This window comes from Streptomyces sp. NBC_00080 (assembly GCF_045041255.1).
Taxonomy (GTDB): Bacteria; Actinomycetota; Actinomycetes; order Streptomycetales; family Streptomycetaceae; genus Streptomyces; species Streptomyces coriariae.
Window position 1 is genome coordinate 1512590 of the sequence record NZ_CP108235.1, and the last position, 16054, is coordinate 1528643.

Consider the following 16054-nt stretch of genomic DNA (forward strand, 5'->3'; position numbering starts at 1 on the left):
TCACCCTTCCCGGGCCGTGATCGACTGTTCCACCCACTGGCGCAGAGCGGGGGCGGGCGCCGCCCCCGCCTGCCGGGCGACCGTCTCGCCCTGGTCGAGCACGAGCAGTGTCGGTACCGCCTGGACGTCGAAACGCTGCGACAGCCGCGGGTTCCTGTCGACGTCGACCTTGACGAGTTTGATGCGGCCGGCGAGATCGGTGGCGACCTTCTCCAGCGCGGGGCTCACCATGCGGCAGGGGCCGCACCAGGTGGCCCACAGGTCGACCACGACGGGGACGTCGGCCCGCTCGGCGACCTCGGTGAAGTCGGCGTCGCCCGCGTCCACCATCCACGGCAGGGGCTGCTTGCAGTGGCCGCACTTGGGGCGGCCCTCCGCGGCCACGGGCACCCGGTTGGTGCGCCCGCAGTTCGGACAACGGACGGTCGTCGCCTGCATCGTGCTCATGCCGCCCGCGCTCCCTTCATGTCCTCGGGCTGGTCGTAGGTGACCACCAGCTCTCCGTGCTCGGCATCGACGCGGACCGTCGCGCCGTCCTGGACGTCACCGCGCAGCAGGGCGCGTCCGACCAGCGTCTCGACCTCGTGGGAGATGTAGCGGCGCAGTGGCCGGGCCCCGTACACCGGGTCGTAGCCCTGATGGGCGATCACTTCCCGGGCAGCAGGGGTGAGTTCGACGGTGATGCGGCGTTCGGCGAGTCGCTGCCGCAGTTCGTCGAACTGCAGCTCCACGATCCGCTCGATCTGCCGCTCGCCGAGCGGTTTGAACAGCACGATGTCGTCGACGCGATTGAGGAACTCCGGGCGGAAGTGCCCGCGCAGCTCGCCCATCACCAGGGCGCGGGCGTCGGGCTTGATCTCACCTTCGGCGGTGGCGCCGTCGAGGAGGTGCTCGGAGCCGATGTTGGACGTCATGATGACCACGGTGTTGCGGAAGTCGACGGTGCGGCCCTGGGCATCGGTGATGCGACCGTCGTCGAGGATCTGCAGCAGGGTGTTGAAGACATCGGTGTGCGCCTTCTCGATCTCGTCGAACAGCACGACCGAGTACGGCTTGCGGCGTACGGCCTCGGTGAGCTGGCCGCCTTCCTCGTAGCCGACGTATCCGGGCGGTGCGCCCATGAGCCGGCTGACGGTGTGCCGCTCCTGGTACTCGCTCATGTCGAGGCGGACCATGTTCTCCTCGGAGTCGAACAGAGTCCGGGCGACGGTCTTGGCCAGCTCGGTCTTCCCGACGCCGGTGGGGCCGAGGAAGATGAACGAACCGATGGGGCGTCGAGGGTCGCGGATGCCGGAGCGGGCGCGGATGATGGCGTCGGTGACGAGTTTGACGGCTTCGTCCTGGCCGATGACGCGCTCGCGCAGGATCTCGTCGAGGCGCAGCAGTTTCTCGCGTTCGCCCTCCTGGAGGCGGGCGACGGGGATGCCGGTCCAGGCGGCGACGATCTCGGCGATCTCCTCCTCGGTGACGACCTCGCGCAGCAGCCGGTTCTCCCCTTGTTTGGCGGCCAGTTGCTCCTCCTCCGCGGCGAGTCGGCGCTCCAGCTCCTGGAGTCGGCCGTAGCGGAGTTCGGCGGCGCGGTTGAGGTCGTAGGCGCGTTCGGCCTCCTCCGCCTCGTGGCGGACCTGCTCCAGTTCCTGGCGCAGTTCCTGCACGCGGCGGATCGCCTGCCTTTCGGCCTCCCACTGGGCGCGTTTGGCGTCGGCCTCGCCGCGCAGGTCGGCCAGTTCCCTGCGCAGCTCCTCCAGGCGGGTCTTGCTGGCGGGATCGGTCTCCTTGGACAGGGCCGCGTCCTCGATCTCCAGGCGGGTCACCCGGCGGGTGATCTCGTCGAGTTCGGCGGGCATGGAGTCGATCTCCGTACGCAGCCGGGCACAGGCCTCGTCGACGAGGTCGATGGCCTTGTCGGGCAGGAAACGGTCGGTGATGTAGCGGTGGGAGAGCGTCGCCGCCGCGACCAGCGAGGTGTCCTGGATCTTCACGCCGTGGAAGACCTCCAGGCGTTCGCGCAGTCCGCGCAGGATGGAGATGGTGTCCTCCACGCTCGGCTCGTCGACCAGGACCTGCTGGAAGCGGCGTTCGAGGGCGGCGTCCTTCTCGATGTGCTTGCGGTACTCATCGAGGGTGGTGGCGCCGATCATGTGGAGTTCGCCGCGGGCGAGCATCGGCTTGAGCATGTTGCCCGCGTCCATGGCCCCTTCGGCGGCTCCCGCTCCGACGACCGTGTGCAACTCGTCGACGAAGAGCAGGATCCGTCCCTCGGCGGCCTTGACCTCGCTGAGCACGGCCTTGAGGCGTTCCTCGAACTCGCCGCGGTACTTGGCGCCGGCGACCAGGGAGCCCATGTCGAGGGCGAACACCGTCTTGTCGCGCAGGCCCTCGGGGACGTCGCCGCGAACGATGCGCTGGGCCAGGCCCTCGACGATGGCGGTCTTGCCGACGCCGGGGTCGCCGATGAGGACGGGGTTGTTCTTGGTCTTGCGGCTGAGGATCTGGGTGACACGGCGGATCTCCGCGTCCCGGCCGATGACCGGGTCCAACCGCCCGGACCGAGCCTCGAGGACCAGATCGCGGCCGTACTTCTCCAGAGCCTCGTAGGCCACTTCGGGGTTGGCGGAGGTGACGCGCTGGTTGCCGCGGACCTGGGTGAGCGCGCTCAGGAACGAGTCCCTGGTGATGCCGGCCTGTTTGAGCAGTCGCCCGGCGGCGGTCGAAGAACTCTCCTCAGCCAGGGCGAGCAGGAGGTGCTCCACGGACACGTACTCGTCCTTGAGGCGTTTGGCCTCCCGTTCGGCGGCGTCGAGCAGCCGGGAGAGGCGCTGGGTGACGAAGACCTGGCCGGGTGCCGCGCCGGGGCCTGTGACCTTCGGGCGGCGGGAGAGTTCCTCACGCACGGCAGCGCGCAGTTCCTTCGGCTCGGTGCCCGCCTGTTGCAGCAACCGCGGGATCAGACCGTCCTCCTGATCGAGAAGTGCGAGCAGCAGGTGTTCCCCGTCGACCTCGGTGTGCCCCATGCCGACGGCCGCGGTCTGGGCCTCCTGGAGGGCTTCCTGGGACTTCTGGGTGAGACGGTTCATGTCCATGGGGGTGTTTCACTCCTCGTGCCGCGGCCGCGCAGGGCGGCTTCGAGCAGGCTGATGCGGTCGAGCAGGTCGAGCACCAGGCCGATGGATGCGTAGTTGAGGCAGAGTCCGGTGCGCAGCCGCTGGATGCGGGCGAGGACCGCCGGGGCCGTGGGGTCGAACACCAGGCGCCCCGCGGCGTCGCGTTCGGCGTCGACCAGGCCGAGGGCGACGAACCGACGGATCAGATCGGGGTGGAGGCCCGAGCGAAGGGCCACGGCGGCCAGGGAAAGCCTGGGGACGGGCACGAGCGCGTACCGGGCAGCCGTCGAGGCGGTGAGGTCGGCGCCCGTCCGCACCGGACGGGCGCCCACGCCGGCCCGGCCGATGCCTGCCGCTCCCGCGGGTCGGTCGTTCATCACGTCCTCCTGGGGTCGAACGGGGAAGTGGCGGCGAGCTCCTCGAACAGTTCGCGCTCCCGGTCGCCGAGGGTGGGCGGCACCATGACGCGGAGTTCGGCGTACAGGTCGCCGTTCGCGCCCCGCGGGTTCGGCATGCCCTCGCCGCGCAGCCGCAGCCGCCGGCCACTGGACGAGCCCGCGGGCACCGTGACCTTGGCCGTGCCACCGCCGGGCGTGGGCACCGGCACGGTCGCACCCAGGGCCGCCTCCCAGGGGGTGACCGGGACCTGGACGTGCACGTCACGGCCGTCCAGCCGGAACCGGGGGTGGGGCTGGACACGCACCCGCAGGTACAGGTCGCCCGCGGCGGCGTCACCACTGCCCTGGCCACCCTCACCCGCCAGCCGGATGCGCTGCCCGTCGGTGACGCCCGGCGGCACGTCGACCTCGTACCGCCGCGGCTGCCCGGTGGGGCCGGCGAGCGTGACGGTGCGACGGCCGCCTCGGTACGCCTCCTCGACGGTGAGCGGCAGTTCCGCCTCCTGGTCCGCTCCGGGGACGCCTGCTCGGGCGGCACCGGCTCGGGCGGCACCGGCTCCGAACATGGAGCCGAGCAGGTCCTCGATGTCGATGCCCTCCGCGCCGAAGTCGTCGCCGAAGCCGGTGGCGTACCGGACACGGGGACCGCCACCGCCTGCGGTCCTCCGACCGCCGAAGCCTCCGCCCGCTCCCGCCGCGACCCGTTCGTCGAAGTCCTCCGGGATCTTGCGGAAATCCTCGCCGAAGCGGTCGTAGCGGGCTCGGGTCTTGGGATCGGACAGGACGCTGTATGCCTCGTTGAGGTCCTTGAAGCGCTCTTCCGCCCCGGGGTCCTTGTTGACGTCGGGGTGGTGCCTGCGGGCGAGTTTGCGATATGCCTGCTGGATCTCGTCCTGGCTCGCGGTCCGCGAGACGCCCAGCACCTCGTAGAAGTCCCGTGCCATGACCGGTCACTCCCGCTTCGCGACCGTCACGGCCGCGGGCCTGAGCTGTCGTTCGCCGTCCCCGTAGCCGGGGCGCAGCACCTCGACGACCGTGCCCGGTGGGGCGTCGGGGTCCTGGACGACACCGACCACCTCGTGCCGGGCCGGGTCGAAGGCGACGCCGGTCTCCGCATGCCGCGGGTAGCCGAGCAGTTCGAGGACGTTCACCGCCTGGTCGCGTACGGCCCGGATGCCCTCCACGACCGCGCCCGGATCGGCGCCCGCGTGGGTCAGGGCGAGTTCGAGGTTGTCGAGGACGGGCAGGAAGGCGGCCGCCGTGCGGGACCGCTCCACCGCCCGTTCGCGCTCCAGTTCCCTGGCGTGACGCTTGCGAAGGTTGTCGAGGTCGGCGAGTGCGCGCCGCCAGCGGTCCTCCAGTTCCTGGATCGCGGTCGTGTACTCGTCCTCGGCACGCGCGGGGCCGGCGGCGTCGGGTCCCGGTTCGCCGTTCGCCGCTTCGGACCGGGGCGGGCCCGGTTCGGGCAAATCCTCGCGCGGAGGGCGTCCGGCGCCTTCCGGGACCGGTACGACCGGATCCGACGCGGCCCGGTCGGGTCCCTGGGGGTAGATGGGCATGGCGCGCCTCAGCCCTTGTCGAACTCGGCATCGATGACATCATCGTCATCGCCACCGCCACTCGTGGGACCGCCGGCGGCGGCGTCCTGGCCGGGACCGTCGCCCGTGGCGCCTGCGCCCTGATGTGCCGTCAGCCCCGCGAGCACCTGCTGGAGTTCGGAGCTCAGAGGCCGCACGCGCTCCACGCCCGCCTCTTCCTTGACCGCCGCCCGGGCGTCGGACACGAGCATCTCGGCGCGTGCCTTCTCGTGCGCGGGCGCTGCGTCGCCCAGTTCCGCGAGACGCTTCTCGACCTGGTACGCGACGGCGTCGAGTTCGTTGCGGGCGTCGACGGCCTCGCGGAGTGCCCGGTCCTGGCCCCGGTTGCTTTCGGCCTCCTGGACCATGCGTTCGACCTCACCGCGGTCCAGGTTGGAGCTCTCGCTGATGGTGATGCCCTGTTCCTTGCCGGTGTCCCGGTCGCGGGCCTTGACGTTGAGGATGCCGTTGGCGTCGATGTCGAAGGTGACCTCGATCTGTGGTTCGCCCCGCGGCGCCGGCCGGATGTCGGTGAGCTGGAACCGGCCCAGCACCCGGTTGTCGGCGGCCCGCTCGCGCTCGCCCTGGAGGACCACCACATCGACGGCCGGCTGGTTGTCCTGGGCGGTGGAGAAGGTCTCGCTGCGGCGCACCGGGATGGTGGTGTTCCGCTCGATGATCTTCGTCATCACTCCGCCGCGCGTCTCCACGCCCAGCGACAAGGGGGTGACGTCGAGCAGCAGGACGTCCTTGACCTCGCCCTTGAGCACCCCGGCCTGGATCGCGGCGCCCAGGGCCACGACCTCGTCGGGGTTGACGCTCATGTTGGGGTCCTTGCCGCCGGTCAGCCGGCGGACCAGGGCCTGGACAGCGGGGATGCGGGTGGAACCGCCGACGAGGATGACCTCGTCGATGTCGCTGTCGCCGACCTTGGCGTCGGCCATCGCCTGCTGCACCGGTCCCAGGCAGCGCTCCACCAGGTCGCCGGTGATCTGCTCGAACGTGGATCGCATGATCGAGTCGGTGAGGTGCTTGGGGCCCGAGGCGTCGGCGGTGACGAACGGCAGGTTGACCTGCGTCTGCGTCACCGAACTGAGCTCGGTCTTGGCCTTCTCCGCCGCCTCGAACAGTCGTTGCAGCGCCTGCGGGTCCTTGCGCAGGTCGATGCCGTTCTCCTTCTGGAAGTCGTCCGCGAGGTGATCCACCAGACGCCGGTCGAAGTCGTCGCCCCCCAGGTGGCTGTCACCGGCGGTGGAGCGCACCTCCACCACGCCGTCGCCGACGTCGAGGATGCTCACGTCGAAGGTGCCGCCGCCCAGGTCGAAGACGAGGACGGTCTCGTGCTCCTTCTTGTCCATGCCGTACGCGAGGGCTGCCGCCGTCGGCTCGTTGATGATCCGCAGCACCTCCAGTCCGGCGATCCGTCCGGCGTCCTTAGTGGCGGTGCGCTGGGCGTCGTTGAAGTAGGCGGGCACCGTGATGACCGCCTCCGTGACCCGCTCCCCCAACTGCTTGGAGGCGTCGTCGGCGAGTTTGCGCAGCACCTGTGCGCTGATCTCCTCAGGCGCGTACAGCTTGTCGCGCACCTTGAAGCGGGCGGCCCCGCCGTCGCCCTCGACGACGTCGTACGCCACCGCCCTGGCCTCTTCGGAGATCTCGTCGAAGTGCCGGCCGATGAACCGTTTGGCCGAGTAGATGGTGCCCTTGGGGTTGAGGATCGCCTGGCGCCGGGCCAGCTGGCCCACCAGACGTTCCCCGGTGTCGGTGAAGGCCACCACGGACGGTGTCGTGCGGTTGCCCTCGCTGTTGGGCACGACGGACGGCTCGCCGCCCTCCCACACGGCGATCACCGAGTTGGTGGTGCCCAGGTCGATGCCCACTGCCTTGGCCATGGGGAACTCCTCCCGGTACGGCGCCTGCGCCGACTGTCCGGATCACGTTCGTTCAGGTACGGGTGGGACCTCCGCCGGTGGTCTGCAGCCCGCCGAGCAGCCGCACAGCCTCGTCGGCGACCTGCTCGTCCACGACGACCTCGTACCGGCTCGGCTGCATCGAGCGGATGGATGCGAAATCCCGGCGACCCCCCTGCAGGGTGTGCAGCAGCATGCCGAACAGCGCGCCGACGATCGCTCCGAAGATCAGCCCGTACAGGGCGACGAGCAGGGCGGAGACGACGGGGTCGAGCCAGTTCACAAGGCCGAACAGCCAGCCGATCAGGGCACCGGGAAGCGCACCGCTCGCCGCTCCCTGAAGGGCGGCCCTGCCGTAGTCCATCCGGCCGGTCACCTGCTCGACCAGGCGCAGGTCCTCGCCGATGATCGCCACCCTCTCCACGGGAAACTCGTGGTCGGAGAGGTGGTCAACGGCGCGTTCGGCTTCCCGGTACGTCTCGTACGAGGCAACCGGCCTGCGATGCTGCTCTGTCATCGCCCCGCCCTTCCTGCCGGTGCGCACGGAGGTTCTCGAACACCCCCAGAGTGGCGAGCCGAGTGGCTCCGCGCCTGCGCCTGGCGAGGCAGAAATACACGGGTCCGGTCGCCCCACGAGTACGAAAAGACAATCCGAACACCTCGGATGAGCCGGCCCCCCAGCGGGTACTCGGAGCACCGATCACCTCCCTACAGGCACGGGAGAACGGAGTGATCCCATGGCCGGCAGCCGGTCGCACAACCTGTACCGCCTGTACCGTCGCCGCTCCGACCGGGAGGGCAGCCTCCCGCGGGGCAACGGCGGGCGGCACCCCACGGCCACGCGGAGAGGGCCCCGCCCACCCGCTCCCACGCAAGCCGCCCATGCCCTGCACGACCTGATGGTTCTCTCCCGCGCCCTGTTCGACACCCCGGACGAAAGCGAGATCCTGCGCCTGGCCATGAACCACATAGCCGCCGCGGGGCCATACAGCGCCGAGGCCGGATACCTCAAGGTGGGCGGCGACCTGGTCCCCAGCCCGAGGAACAGGCGGACGCATGCCTCGGCCGTGGGCCGGAGGGTGCGGGAGCTGGCCGGGCAGGACGGCCCTGTGACCGTACCCGGCAGACCCTGGGGCCGGGCCCTGGGGCTACGCGGACTCGAGGGACTCCACGGCTATCTCGTGGTGACGTCCCGCTCCCGGCCCACCGCGGCCGAGCGATCCCTGCTCGCCACGATCATCCAGCACACCGCCGCTGCACTGTCAGTCGCCTTCGCACACCGCCGCCAACACGAGGACACGCTGGAACTGCACCGGCTGAGGGACGAACGCACAGCCCTCCAGGGGCAGCTGATCTCCGTCGTGGCTGAGCGGGGCTACCAGCGGGCCGCTCACGCGATCATGGCCGACGCCACTGCCTCGGGCGGCGGCGAGGAAGCCGTGACCCGCGCACTCCACGGGCTCACCGGGCTCCCCGCGCTGGTCGAGGACCGCTTCGGTCGGCTGAGGTCCTGGGCCGGCCCCGGCCGCCCCGACCCCTATCCGGAACCGGACCCCATGCGCCAGGACGAGATGCTGCACGCCGTCGCCCGGGAGGTCGGGCCGGTGCGGGTAAAGCATCGGCTGATCACCCTGGTCCGCCCGCACGGCGAGATCCTGGGCGTGCTGGCCCTGGTCGATGTCCGGGACGAGGCCGACGAGCACACCCTGCTCGCGCTGGAACACGCCGCCACGTCGCTCTCCCTGGAGCTGGCGCACCTGCGTAATCTGGCCGAACTGGAGCTGAGGCTGCACCGCGAGCTGGTCGACGAGCTCCTGGCGGGGACGGACGAGGCGAGCGCCTACGCCCGGTCCGAGGCAGTCGGGTACGACCTGCACCGCAGCCACTACGTCGTCGTGGTGCAGTGGTCGAACCGGACTGCGGACGATTCCTTCGCGCAGACCGTGGGCCGGGCGGCCTCTGCCGTGGGCATGCGCTCGCTGCTGACCCGGCGTTCCGACCACGTGGTCCTGGTCGCCGACGACAGGCCGCACACCCGCGCGCTGTACGAGGCCCTCGCCCGGGAGACCGGGACACGGTCCGGGGCGATCGGGGTGAGCGCTCCTTCCGACTCCCTGGACGACATTCCCCACCGCTACGAGGAGGCGCAGCGCGCCCTGGAAGTGCGCCGCCACTCCCGCGAGCGCTACGGCACGACGTTCTTCGACGACCTCGGCCCCTACCGCATTCTGGGACCTGGCCACGACTACCGGGAACTGGAGACGTTCGTCCGCGAGTGGCTCGGGCAGCTCATCGACTACGACTCCCGGCACCACGCGACCATGGTGGAGACCCTGTCCCGGTACTTCGACTGCGGCGGCAACTACGACGAGACCGCCGAATCCCTCGCGATCCACCGCAGCACGCTGCGCTATCGGCTCCAGCGCATCCGCGACATCAGCGGCAACGACCTCGCGAACGTCGAGGACCGGCTCAACCTCCAAGTGGCGACCCGGGTGTGGAAGATCATGCTGGGCGGACTCGGCTGATACCTCGCTGGAACGCTACAGCGCCGCAGTGGGTGGCCGGGCGGCGGAGGAGCATCTGCCCACCCTGTGGATGCCGGACGGCCGGCGGCGATCCGGTCGAGCGTCGTTGTGCCGGATCGCGGCGGTCATCGCGAGGATTCGTCGCATGACGCGGGCGACGACACGGCCGGGCGTGCGCCCTCGGTGCCGTTGGAGATCGAGCTGTCCCTTCCTCGGTAGGAGCGCTCCAGCCTCTGCCGGTCGGCATCCGCCGAGCGCGGCCGACAGGTCAGCCCAGCACCTCCTTTATCGGGGCGTCGGCGTCCACGTAGCGCACGAGCTTGCGGTTCGCGAATTCCACGAGGCCCGCGTCGCCGAGTTCGCGCCCGTAGCCGGAGCGCTTGATGCCACCGAAGGGCAGCTCCGGTCGGGACGCGGTCGGGTGGTTGATCCACACCATGCCCGCCTCCAGCCGGTCCGCGACCCCGCGAGCGCGTTCCGGGTCAGCGGCGAAGACCGCGCCTCCCAGGCCGTAGGGGGAGGTGTTGGCCAATGCCACGGCCTCGTCCTCGTCCTCGACCCGGTAGACCGCGGCGACGGGGCCGAAGAGCTCTTCCCGGTAGGCCCGCATGCCCGGTGTGACGTCGGTGAGGACGGTCGGCTCGACGAAGGCGCCCGGCAGGTTGGGCCGCCCGCCGCCCAGCACCGCCGTGGCTCCCTTGTCCACCGCGTCACGGACCTGCTCCATCAGGAGTTCGGCCGCGGCCTCGGAGGACAGCGGGCCGAGCGTCGTGGCGGGGTCGATCGGATCTCCCGGTTGCGCCTCGCTCATCCGGTCACGCAGCCCGGTGAGGAAGGCGTCGTAGACGTCGGCAAGGGCGATGAAGCGCTTGGCCGCCACGCAGCACTGCCCGGTGTTGCCCATCCGGCCGAGGAACGCGGCGTACACGGTGCGCTCGAGGTTGTGAGCGTCCAGCACGACGAAGGGATCACTGCCACCCAGCTCGAGGACGGACTTCTTGACATTGCGGCCGGCGATCTCGCCCAAGCTCACGCCCGCCCGCTCGCTTCCGGTCAGTGACGCTCCCCGCACACGCGAGTCATCGATGATCTTCCCGACGTCCCTGCCCCGCACGAAGAGATTGGTATAGACCCCGGCCGGTACACCCGCGTCCGTGAACAGCTGCTCGAGTGCCAGTGCGGACTGGGGGCAACTGCTCGCGTGCTTGAGCAGGATCGTGTTGCCCAGGACGAGGTTCGGACCCGCGAATCGGACCACCTGGTACAGCGGGAAGTTCCAGGGCATCACACCGAGAAGGACGCCGAGCGGCTCGTTCACCAGCACGGCCGTGCCCTCGGGCACCGGCAGAAATCGCTCTTCCAGCAGCTCCGGGCCGTGCTCGCCGTAGTAGGTGAGGATGTCGGACGCGAGGTCGACCTCTGCACGGCTCGAGTTGATCAGCTTGCCGACCTCAAGGGTCAGCAGCCGCGCCAATTCCTCCTTGCGCTCCCTCATGAGCCGGCCGGCGCGTTGCACGAAGGCCCCACGCTCGGCCGTCGACCGGGCACGCCAGTCCGGAAAGCTACGATGCGCCGCGTCGATCGCGCGCCCTACGTCCTCCGAGTTCAGCGCCGGGAACTCCCGAACCCTTTCACCGGTGTACGGATTGACCGTGGCGATGGGGCTTCCCTGGGCAGTGGCATGGGCGTCCATGGCGCCTCCCTGGAGTCGGGACTCCTCGGGTTTCCACACCAGGCCCCGCTCACACCTGCCGGTATCTCTGCCGTGGCTCGGCCTGACCTGGACCACGCTCGGGACTCCGGCCTTCTCCCAGGCCCTCGAATGCGCCGGGTGACCCCCGTCGGCACGCCGCCCGCGTCACATCGGCATCGCCCCGGACGCTGCGTTCACGCCGGGGACGCACGGGGCGGTGGGTGACGTCCGGGCCGCGGCCCGGTCGTCACAGGGCGATGACGTGCAGGTCGACCAGGTCCAGCAGCGCCCGTAGGGCCGAGCTGGGTCGCCGGGTCCACGACGTGCCGGGATGCATGCTCCAGCGGGGCACGGTGCCGTGGACGTCCCACCCGTGCAGGCCGGAGGTGCGGGCAACGGCGAACGCGGGCCGGAAGGCGATAGCCAAACCGTGCCGGACCAGTGCCGCCCCCCTGTCGAAGTCGGGCACTTCCAGTGCCACCCGGCGTACGACGCCCGCCGCCGCGAACGCCCGGTCGCCTACACGGCTGTCAGGGAGACGCGGACCCGGGCACTCGGTACGGGTGCGCGCATGACACGGATCCGCGGCAGACAGGAGGCACGAGATGTCTGCGGAATCGGCCAGAACCGTCGCACTCCCTTCCGGTGAGGAGATCGCGGCGCTCGGGCAGGGCACCTGGTACCTGGGCGAGAACCCGGCCCGGCGTGAACAGGAGATCGCCGCACTGCGGCTGGGCGTGGACCTGGGCATGACCGTCGTCGACACGGCGGAGATGTACGGCGACGGCGCAGCCGAGGAGCTCGTCGGGAAGGCCCTTCAGGGACGCCGGGAGGAGGTCTTCCTCGTCAGCAAGGTGCTGCCCGGCCACGCCGATCGGAAGGGCACCGTCGCCGCCTGCGAGGGCAGCCTGCGGCGGCTCCGTACGGAACGGCTGGACCTCTACCTGCTGCACTGGCGGGGCCGGTGGCCACTCGAGGAGACCCTTGCGGGATTCACCGACCTGATGCAGGCGGAGAAGATCCGTTACTGGGGCGTGAGCAATCTGGACGTCGCCGACATGGTCGAGCTGACCACCCTCCCCGGCGGCGGCGCCATGGCCGTCGACCAGGTGCTGTACAACCTCTCCCGGCGCGGCATCGAGTGGGATCTGCTCCCCTGGTGCCGCCAGGCCGGGGTGACGGTCATGGCCTACTCCCCGATCGAGCAGGGGCGGCTGCTGGAGGGCGAGGCCCTGGGCGCCGTGGCCCGGGCCCTCGGAGCCACGCCGGCCCAGGTGGCACTCGCCTGGGTGCTGGAACAGGGGGTGACCGCGATCCCGCGTTCCGGATCACCCGACCACGTTCGGGAGAACCGCGGAGCGGTGGACCTCCACCTGCCCACCGAAGCGCTCGACGCTCTCGCCGAGGCGTTCCCGCCGCCCAGCGGGCCCACGCCCCTGGAGACGCTCTGAAGGCGTTGGCACAATGGCGCGCCCCCGCTCGTCGTGCAACGCCGTGCATCCTCCTGCGGACGGACGGCCGCACGGCCGTCCGAGGGATGCCTGCGCACTTCATGCTGCTCTGCCAGGGGAAGAGGGGGTGCCCCTTTTCGGCCTGGGGTGCGGAGGCGCTCAGCCGGGGGGCTCTGCGAATCTCGACCGGGTAACAGCCGATGGCGGCGCGGGCGGAAGCGAACGACGCCGTCCGTTCCCGTGAGGAGGCGAGAGGCATGACCGTGATGGGTGTGTCGAAGTTCGAGAGGTTCTTCCGCGCTGCCGCAAGCCTCGACGTCGACAAGAACGACCTGAAGCGGTACGGCGACTTCGTCGACGCCAAGCTCTACGACCTCCTGGTCGTCGGCCAGGCGTCGGCCAAGGCCAACGGCAGGGATACCGTCGAACCGTGGGACATACCGATCACCAAGGGCCTCCAGGAGAGCATCCACCGGTTCCGGCGGCTCGACGAGGAGGTCGAGTTGAAGCCGATCCTGGAACAGCTCGCCACGCACCCTCCCCTGGACAGGACACCCACCCAGGAGGCTGAAGAGCGCTACCCCGAGATCATCGGCGGTCTCAGCGTCGCCCTCGCCGAGACGTTCAAAATCATGTATCCGGATGTCAAGAACCCGCAGACCGGTCACTGGGAGGGTGTGACCGCGGTGTTCGACCGGCTGCTGTAGCAGTCGCGCCCCGGTGCATGTCGCCGGACGGAACAGAGATGCCGGACGGGGAGCGGAAGGTGGAGACCGGGAACCTTCACCCCGCGCCGTCGTCAGGAGCGCGCAAGCCGGGCCGCGAGATAGGGCGCGGTGGCGCTGCGACGGGCCCTCGCCACCTTGGCGGGCGGGCCCGCCGCGACCACGCGCCCGCCCGCGTCGCCACCGCCCGGCCCGAGGTCGATGACCCAGTCGGCGGTGGCGATCGTGTCCAGGTCGTGCTCGACGAGGACGACCGTGTTGCCGGCGTCGACGAGCCGGTGCAGCTGTCGCAGCAGCAGCGCGATGTCCGAGGGGTGCAGCCCCGCCGTCGGCTCGTCGAGCAGGTAGAGCGCGTGCCCGCGGCGGGCTCGCTGCAGTTCGGTGGCGAGTTTGATGCGTTGCGCCTCACCACCGCTGAGTTCCGTCGCGGGCTGGCCCAGCCGCAGGTACCCGAGTCCCACCTCGCGCAACGTCTCCAGGCTGCGGGAGGCGGCCGGGACGGCGGACAGGAACTCGGCGGCGGCGTCGACGGACAGCGCCAGCACTTCCGCGATGTTCTTGCCGTGGTAGGTGACTTCCAGCGTTTCGGCGTTGTACCGGGCGCCCTCGCAGGTCGGGCACGGCGCGTAGGTGCCGGGCAGGAACAGCAGTTCGACCGCGACGAATCCTTCGCCCTGGCAGGTCTCGCACCGCCCTTCCGGCACGTTGAAGGAGAACCGCCCGGCCGAGTAGCCGCGCGCCCCGGCCTCGTCCGTCGCCGCGTACAGTTTGCGCACCGCGTCGAACATCCCCGTGTACGTGGCCAGGTTGGACCGGGGAGTTCGGCCGATGGGCCGTTGGTCGACCCGGACCAGCCGGTCGAACGACTCGACCCCCGACGCGTCCTGGACGTCGACCTCCAGCTGCGCCTCGTCGGGCTCCTCGGGTACGAGTCCGAGGTGGCCGCGGACGACCTCGGCGAGCACCTGCGTCACCAGCGTCGACTTTCCGGAACCGGAAACGCCCGTCACCGCCGTCAGTACGCAGAGCGGTACGTCGACGGACACGTCGTTCAGATTGTGGCGGGAGACGCCGCTCAGGTGCAGCCAGCCGTGCGGTGTGCGCGGGCGGTGATCGAGCGGCTGGGCGCGCCCGAACAGGTACCGGCTCGTGGCCGACTCCCCGACCCGCTCAAGACCGGCGACCGGGCCGCTGTACAGCACGCGTCCACCGCCCTCGCCCGCGCCGGGGCCGATGTCGACCACCCAGTCCGCCCGCCGTACGACGTCCATGTCGTGCTCCACGACGAACAGCGAGTTGCCGGCCGCCTTGAGGCGGTCCAGCACGTCCAGCAGCGGTTCCGCGTCGGCCGGGTGCAGGCCCGCGGAGGGTTCGTCGAGGACGTAGACGACGCCGAACAGCCCCGAGCGCAGCTGGGTGGCGATCCGCAGGCGCTGCGCCTCGCCGGGCGACAGGGTCGTCGAGCGGCGCCCGAGGCTGAGATATCCGAGGCCCAGGTCGAGCAGTACGTCGACCCGCGCGACCAGATCGCCGCAGATCCGGACCGCGACCTCGGTCGTCTCCCCGGATCGGGCGGTCGACGTGGTGGCGCCCGCCTCGGACCGCGCCGCGACGGGCCGCAGCAGCGCCACGACCTCGGCGAGCGGCATCGCGTTGATCTCGGCGATGGAACGTCCGGCGAAGGTCACGGCGAGCGCCTCGGGCCGCAGTCCGCTGCCGTGACACGCGGGGCAGGGCACACTCCTGACGAACCGGAGCGCCCGTTCGCGCATCCTCTCGCTCTTGGAGTCGGCGAGGACGTGCATGACGTGCTTGCGGGCGCTCCAGAACTTGCCCTGGTAGCCGTAGTCGACGCGGTCCTCCTCCGGCTCGATGTACACGGAGGGCTGCTCGTCCGTGTACAGCAGCCAGTCCCGGTTCTTCTTACTGAGCCTGCGCCAGGGTCGGTCGATGTCGATCCCCAGGCCGTTCACGACACTGCGCAGGTTGGCGCCCTGCCAGGCGCCCGGCCAGGCGGCGATCGCCCCCTCGCGGATGCTCAGCGAGGGGTCCGGGACGAGCAGGTCCTCGGCGACGTCGTGCACGACGCCCAGTCCGTGGCACTCCGGGCAGGCGCCGGCCGCGGTGTTGGGTGAGAACGACTCGGCTTCCAGCCGTGCGGCCCCGGGCGGATAGGTGCCGGCGCGGGAGTACAGCATGCGCAGCAGATTGGACAGCGTGGTGATGGTGCCGACCGTCGAGCGCGAGCTGGGCGACCCGCGTCGCTGCTGCAGGGCCACGGCCGGTGGCAGTCCGGTGATTTCCTGTACGTGCGGTGCGCCGACCTGCTGCAACAGCCTTCGGGCGTACGGTGCCACGGACTCGAAGTAGCGCCGCTGGGCCTCCGGGACATGCACGAAGAGGTCGGTCGCGTCCTTGTTCACCGTTCCTGATTACCTGATCGCGCCGGGAACCGCGCGACAGGCGCCGTCACCGGGCCCCGCCCCCACGAGCGTCGGGAGCCTCCCGGTCTCCATTTTTCGATACACGGCCTCAGGCGGCGCACACTCCGCTGTCGGCGGATGCCGACCAGGTGGCGCCGTTGCTGGACACCACCCGTCCCGGGGTTCTCGTCAAGCAGACCCTGCACAGGACGGAGGTCTGACCGTACCGCCCGCACCTGCTGGGA

The 16054-nt window shown here is 70.6% G+C and carries 13 protein-coding genes and 1 pseudogene; 3 read left to right on the forward strand and 11 right to left on the reverse strand.

Features of this window, described 5'->3' with window-relative positions; genetic code table 11:
• From trxA to OHU34_RS06785, 7 genes are read right to left on the reverse strand one after another with little or no spacing between them, the layout of a single operon-like run.
• Window positions 1-447, reverse strand: coding sequence for a thioredoxin (gene trxA / locus OHU34_RS06755; protein ID WP_142267242.1), 447 nt, complete (start codon window positions 445-447; stop codon window positions 1-3).
• Window positions 444-3083: an ATP-dependent chaperone ClpB gene (clpB, locus tag OHU34_RS06760; protein ID WP_142267241.1), complete on the reverse strand. Its 2640-nt coding sequence runs from the start codon at window positions 3081-3083 to the stop codon at window positions 444-446. The genes trxA and clpB overlap by 4 nt, the downstream gene beginning before the upstream one ends.
• Entirely contained in the window at window positions 3074-3481 is a 408-nt protein-coding gene (locus OHU34_RS06765; RefSeq protein WP_142267240.1) for a chaperone modulator CbpM, read from the reverse strand. Before OHU34_RS06765 ends, clpB begins: the two co-directional genes overlap by 10 nt.
• Window positions 3481-4446 carry a DnaJ C-terminal domain-containing protein gene (locus tag OHU34_RS06770; RefSeq protein WP_142267239.1) on the reverse strand — a complete coding sequence of 322 codons (966 nt, stop codon included), beginning with the start codon at window positions 4444-4446 and terminating at the stop codon, window positions 3481-3483. The genes OHU34_RS06765 and OHU34_RS06770 overlap by 1 nt, the downstream gene beginning before the upstream one ends.
• A 6-nt stretch (window positions 4447-4452) precedes the next feature.
• Window positions 4453-5061 (reverse strand): nucleotide exchange factor GrpE, encoded by a 609-nt coding sequence (locus OHU34_RS06775; RefSeq protein ID WP_142267238.1) that lies wholly within the window; start codon window positions 5059-5061, stop codon window positions 4453-4455.
• Window positions 5062-5069: 8 nt separating this feature from the next.
• Window positions 5070-6971 (reverse strand): molecular chaperone DnaK, encoded by a 1902-nt coding sequence (dnaK, locus tag OHU34_RS06780; RefSeq protein ID WP_405765358.1) that lies wholly within the window; start codon window positions 6969-6971, stop codon window positions 5070-5072.
• A gap of 52 nt (window positions 6972-7023) precedes the next feature.
• Entirely contained in the window at window positions 7024-7506 is a 483-nt protein-coding gene (locus OHU34_RS06785) for a general stress protein (protein ID WP_142267236.1), read from the reverse strand.
• Window positions 7507-7726: 220 nt separating this feature from the next.
• Here OHU34_RS06785 and OHU34_RS06790 point away from each other — a divergent pair, with 220 nt between their 5' ends.
• Complete coding sequence (locus OHU34_RS06790; protein WP_405765361.1) at window positions 7727-9517, forward strand: PucR family transcriptional regulator; 1791 nt, start codon at window positions 7727-7729, stop codon at window positions 9515-9517.
• A gap of 15 nt (window positions 9518-9532) precedes the next feature.
• Here OHU34_RS06790 and OHU34_RS06795 read toward each other — a convergent pair.
• From OHU34_RS06795 to OHU34_RS06805, 3 genes and pseudogenes are all read right to left on the reverse strand, one after another.
• Window positions 9533-9727, reverse strand: a pseudogene (locus OHU34_RS06795) (hypothetical protein); the annotation flags it as partial.
• Between the two features lie 58 nt (window positions 9728-9785).
• Window positions 9786-11210 (reverse strand): NAD-dependent succinate-semialdehyde dehydrogenase, encoded by a 1425-nt coding sequence (locus tag OHU34_RS06800; protein ID WP_142267234.1) that lies wholly within the window; start codon window positions 11208-11210, stop codon window positions 9786-9788.
• Between the two features lie 247 nt (window positions 11211-11457).
• A complete protein-coding gene (locus tag OHU34_RS06805; protein ID WP_327486749.1) occupies window positions 11458-11886 on the reverse strand; it encodes a LysR substrate-binding domain-containing protein in 429 nt (142 codons plus the stop codon).
• Between OHU34_RS06805 and OHU34_RS06810 the strand changes: the two genes are divergently transcribed.
• Together OHU34_RS06810 and OHU34_RS06815 are read left to right on the forward strand one after the other, a co-directional pair.
• Window positions 11816-12661: an aldo/keto reductase gene (locus OHU34_RS06810; protein ID WP_230196638.1), complete on the forward strand. Its 846-nt coding sequence runs from the start codon at window positions 11816-11818 to the stop codon at window positions 12659-12661. The genes OHU34_RS06805 and OHU34_RS06810 overlap by 71 nt on opposite strands.
• A gap of 257 nt (window positions 12662-12918) precedes the next feature.
• On the forward strand, window positions 12919-13368 hold the full coding sequence (locus OHU34_RS06815) for a DUF1931 family protein (RefSeq protein WP_142267232.1): 450 nt from the start codon (window positions 12919-12921) through the stop codon (window positions 13366-13368).
• A gap of 92 nt (window positions 13369-13460) precedes the next feature.
• Here the strand turns inward: OHU34_RS06815 and uvrA are convergent, their stop codons facing one another.
• Complete coding sequence (gene uvrA / locus OHU34_RS06820; RefSeq protein ID WP_405765366.1) at window positions 13461-15809, reverse strand: excinuclease ABC subunit UvrA; 2349 nt, start codon at window positions 15807-15809, stop codon at window positions 13461-13463.
• Window positions 15810-16054: the final 245 nt, after the last annotated feature.

Excerpts from the sequence above, each read along its gene's own strand:
- trxA (WP_142267242.1), bottom strand. The coding sequence starts at position 447 with ATGAGCACGATGCAGGCGACGACCGTCCGTTGTCCGAACTGCGGGCGC.
- clpB (WP_142267241.1), bottom strand. The coding sequence starts at position 3,083 with ATGGACATGAACCGTCTCACCCAGAAGTCCCAGGAAGCCCTCCAGGAG.
- OHU34_RS06765 (WP_142267240.1), bottom strand. The coding sequence starts at position 3,481 with ATGAACGACCGACCCGCGGGAGCGGCAGGCATCGGCCGGGCCGGCGTG.
- OHU34_RS06770 (WP_142267239.1), bottom strand. The coding sequence starts at position 4,446 with ATGGCACGGGACTTCTACGAGGTGCTGGGCGTCTCGCGGACCGCGAGC.
- OHU34_RS06775 (WP_142267238.1), bottom strand. The coding sequence starts at position 5,061 with ATGCCCATCTACCCCCAGGGACCCGACCGGGCCGCGTCGGATCCGGTC.
- dnaK (WP_405765358.1), bottom strand. The coding sequence starts at position 6,971 with ATGGCCAAGGCAGTGGGCATCGACCTGGGCACCACCAACTCGGTGATC.
- OHU34_RS06785 (WP_142267236.1), bottom strand. The coding sequence starts at position 7,506 with ATGACAGAGCAGCATCGCAGGCCGGTTGCCTCGTACGAGACGTACCGG.
- OHU34_RS06790 (WP_405765361.1), top strand. The coding sequence starts at position 7,727 with ATGGCCGGCAGCCGGTCGCACAACCTGTACCGCCTGTACCGTCGCCGC.
- OHU34_RS06800 (WP_142267234.1), bottom strand. The coding sequence starts at position 11,210 with ATGGACGCCCATGCCACTGCCCAGGGAAGCCCCATCGCCACGGTCAAT.
- OHU34_RS06810 (WP_230196638.1), top strand. The coding sequence starts at position 11,816 with ATGTCTGCGGAATCGGCCAGAACCGTCGCACTCCCTTCCGGTGAGGAG.
- OHU34_RS06815 (WP_142267232.1), top strand. The coding sequence starts at position 12,919 with ATGACCGTGATGGGTGTGTCGAAGTTCGAGAGGTTCTTCCGCGCTGCC.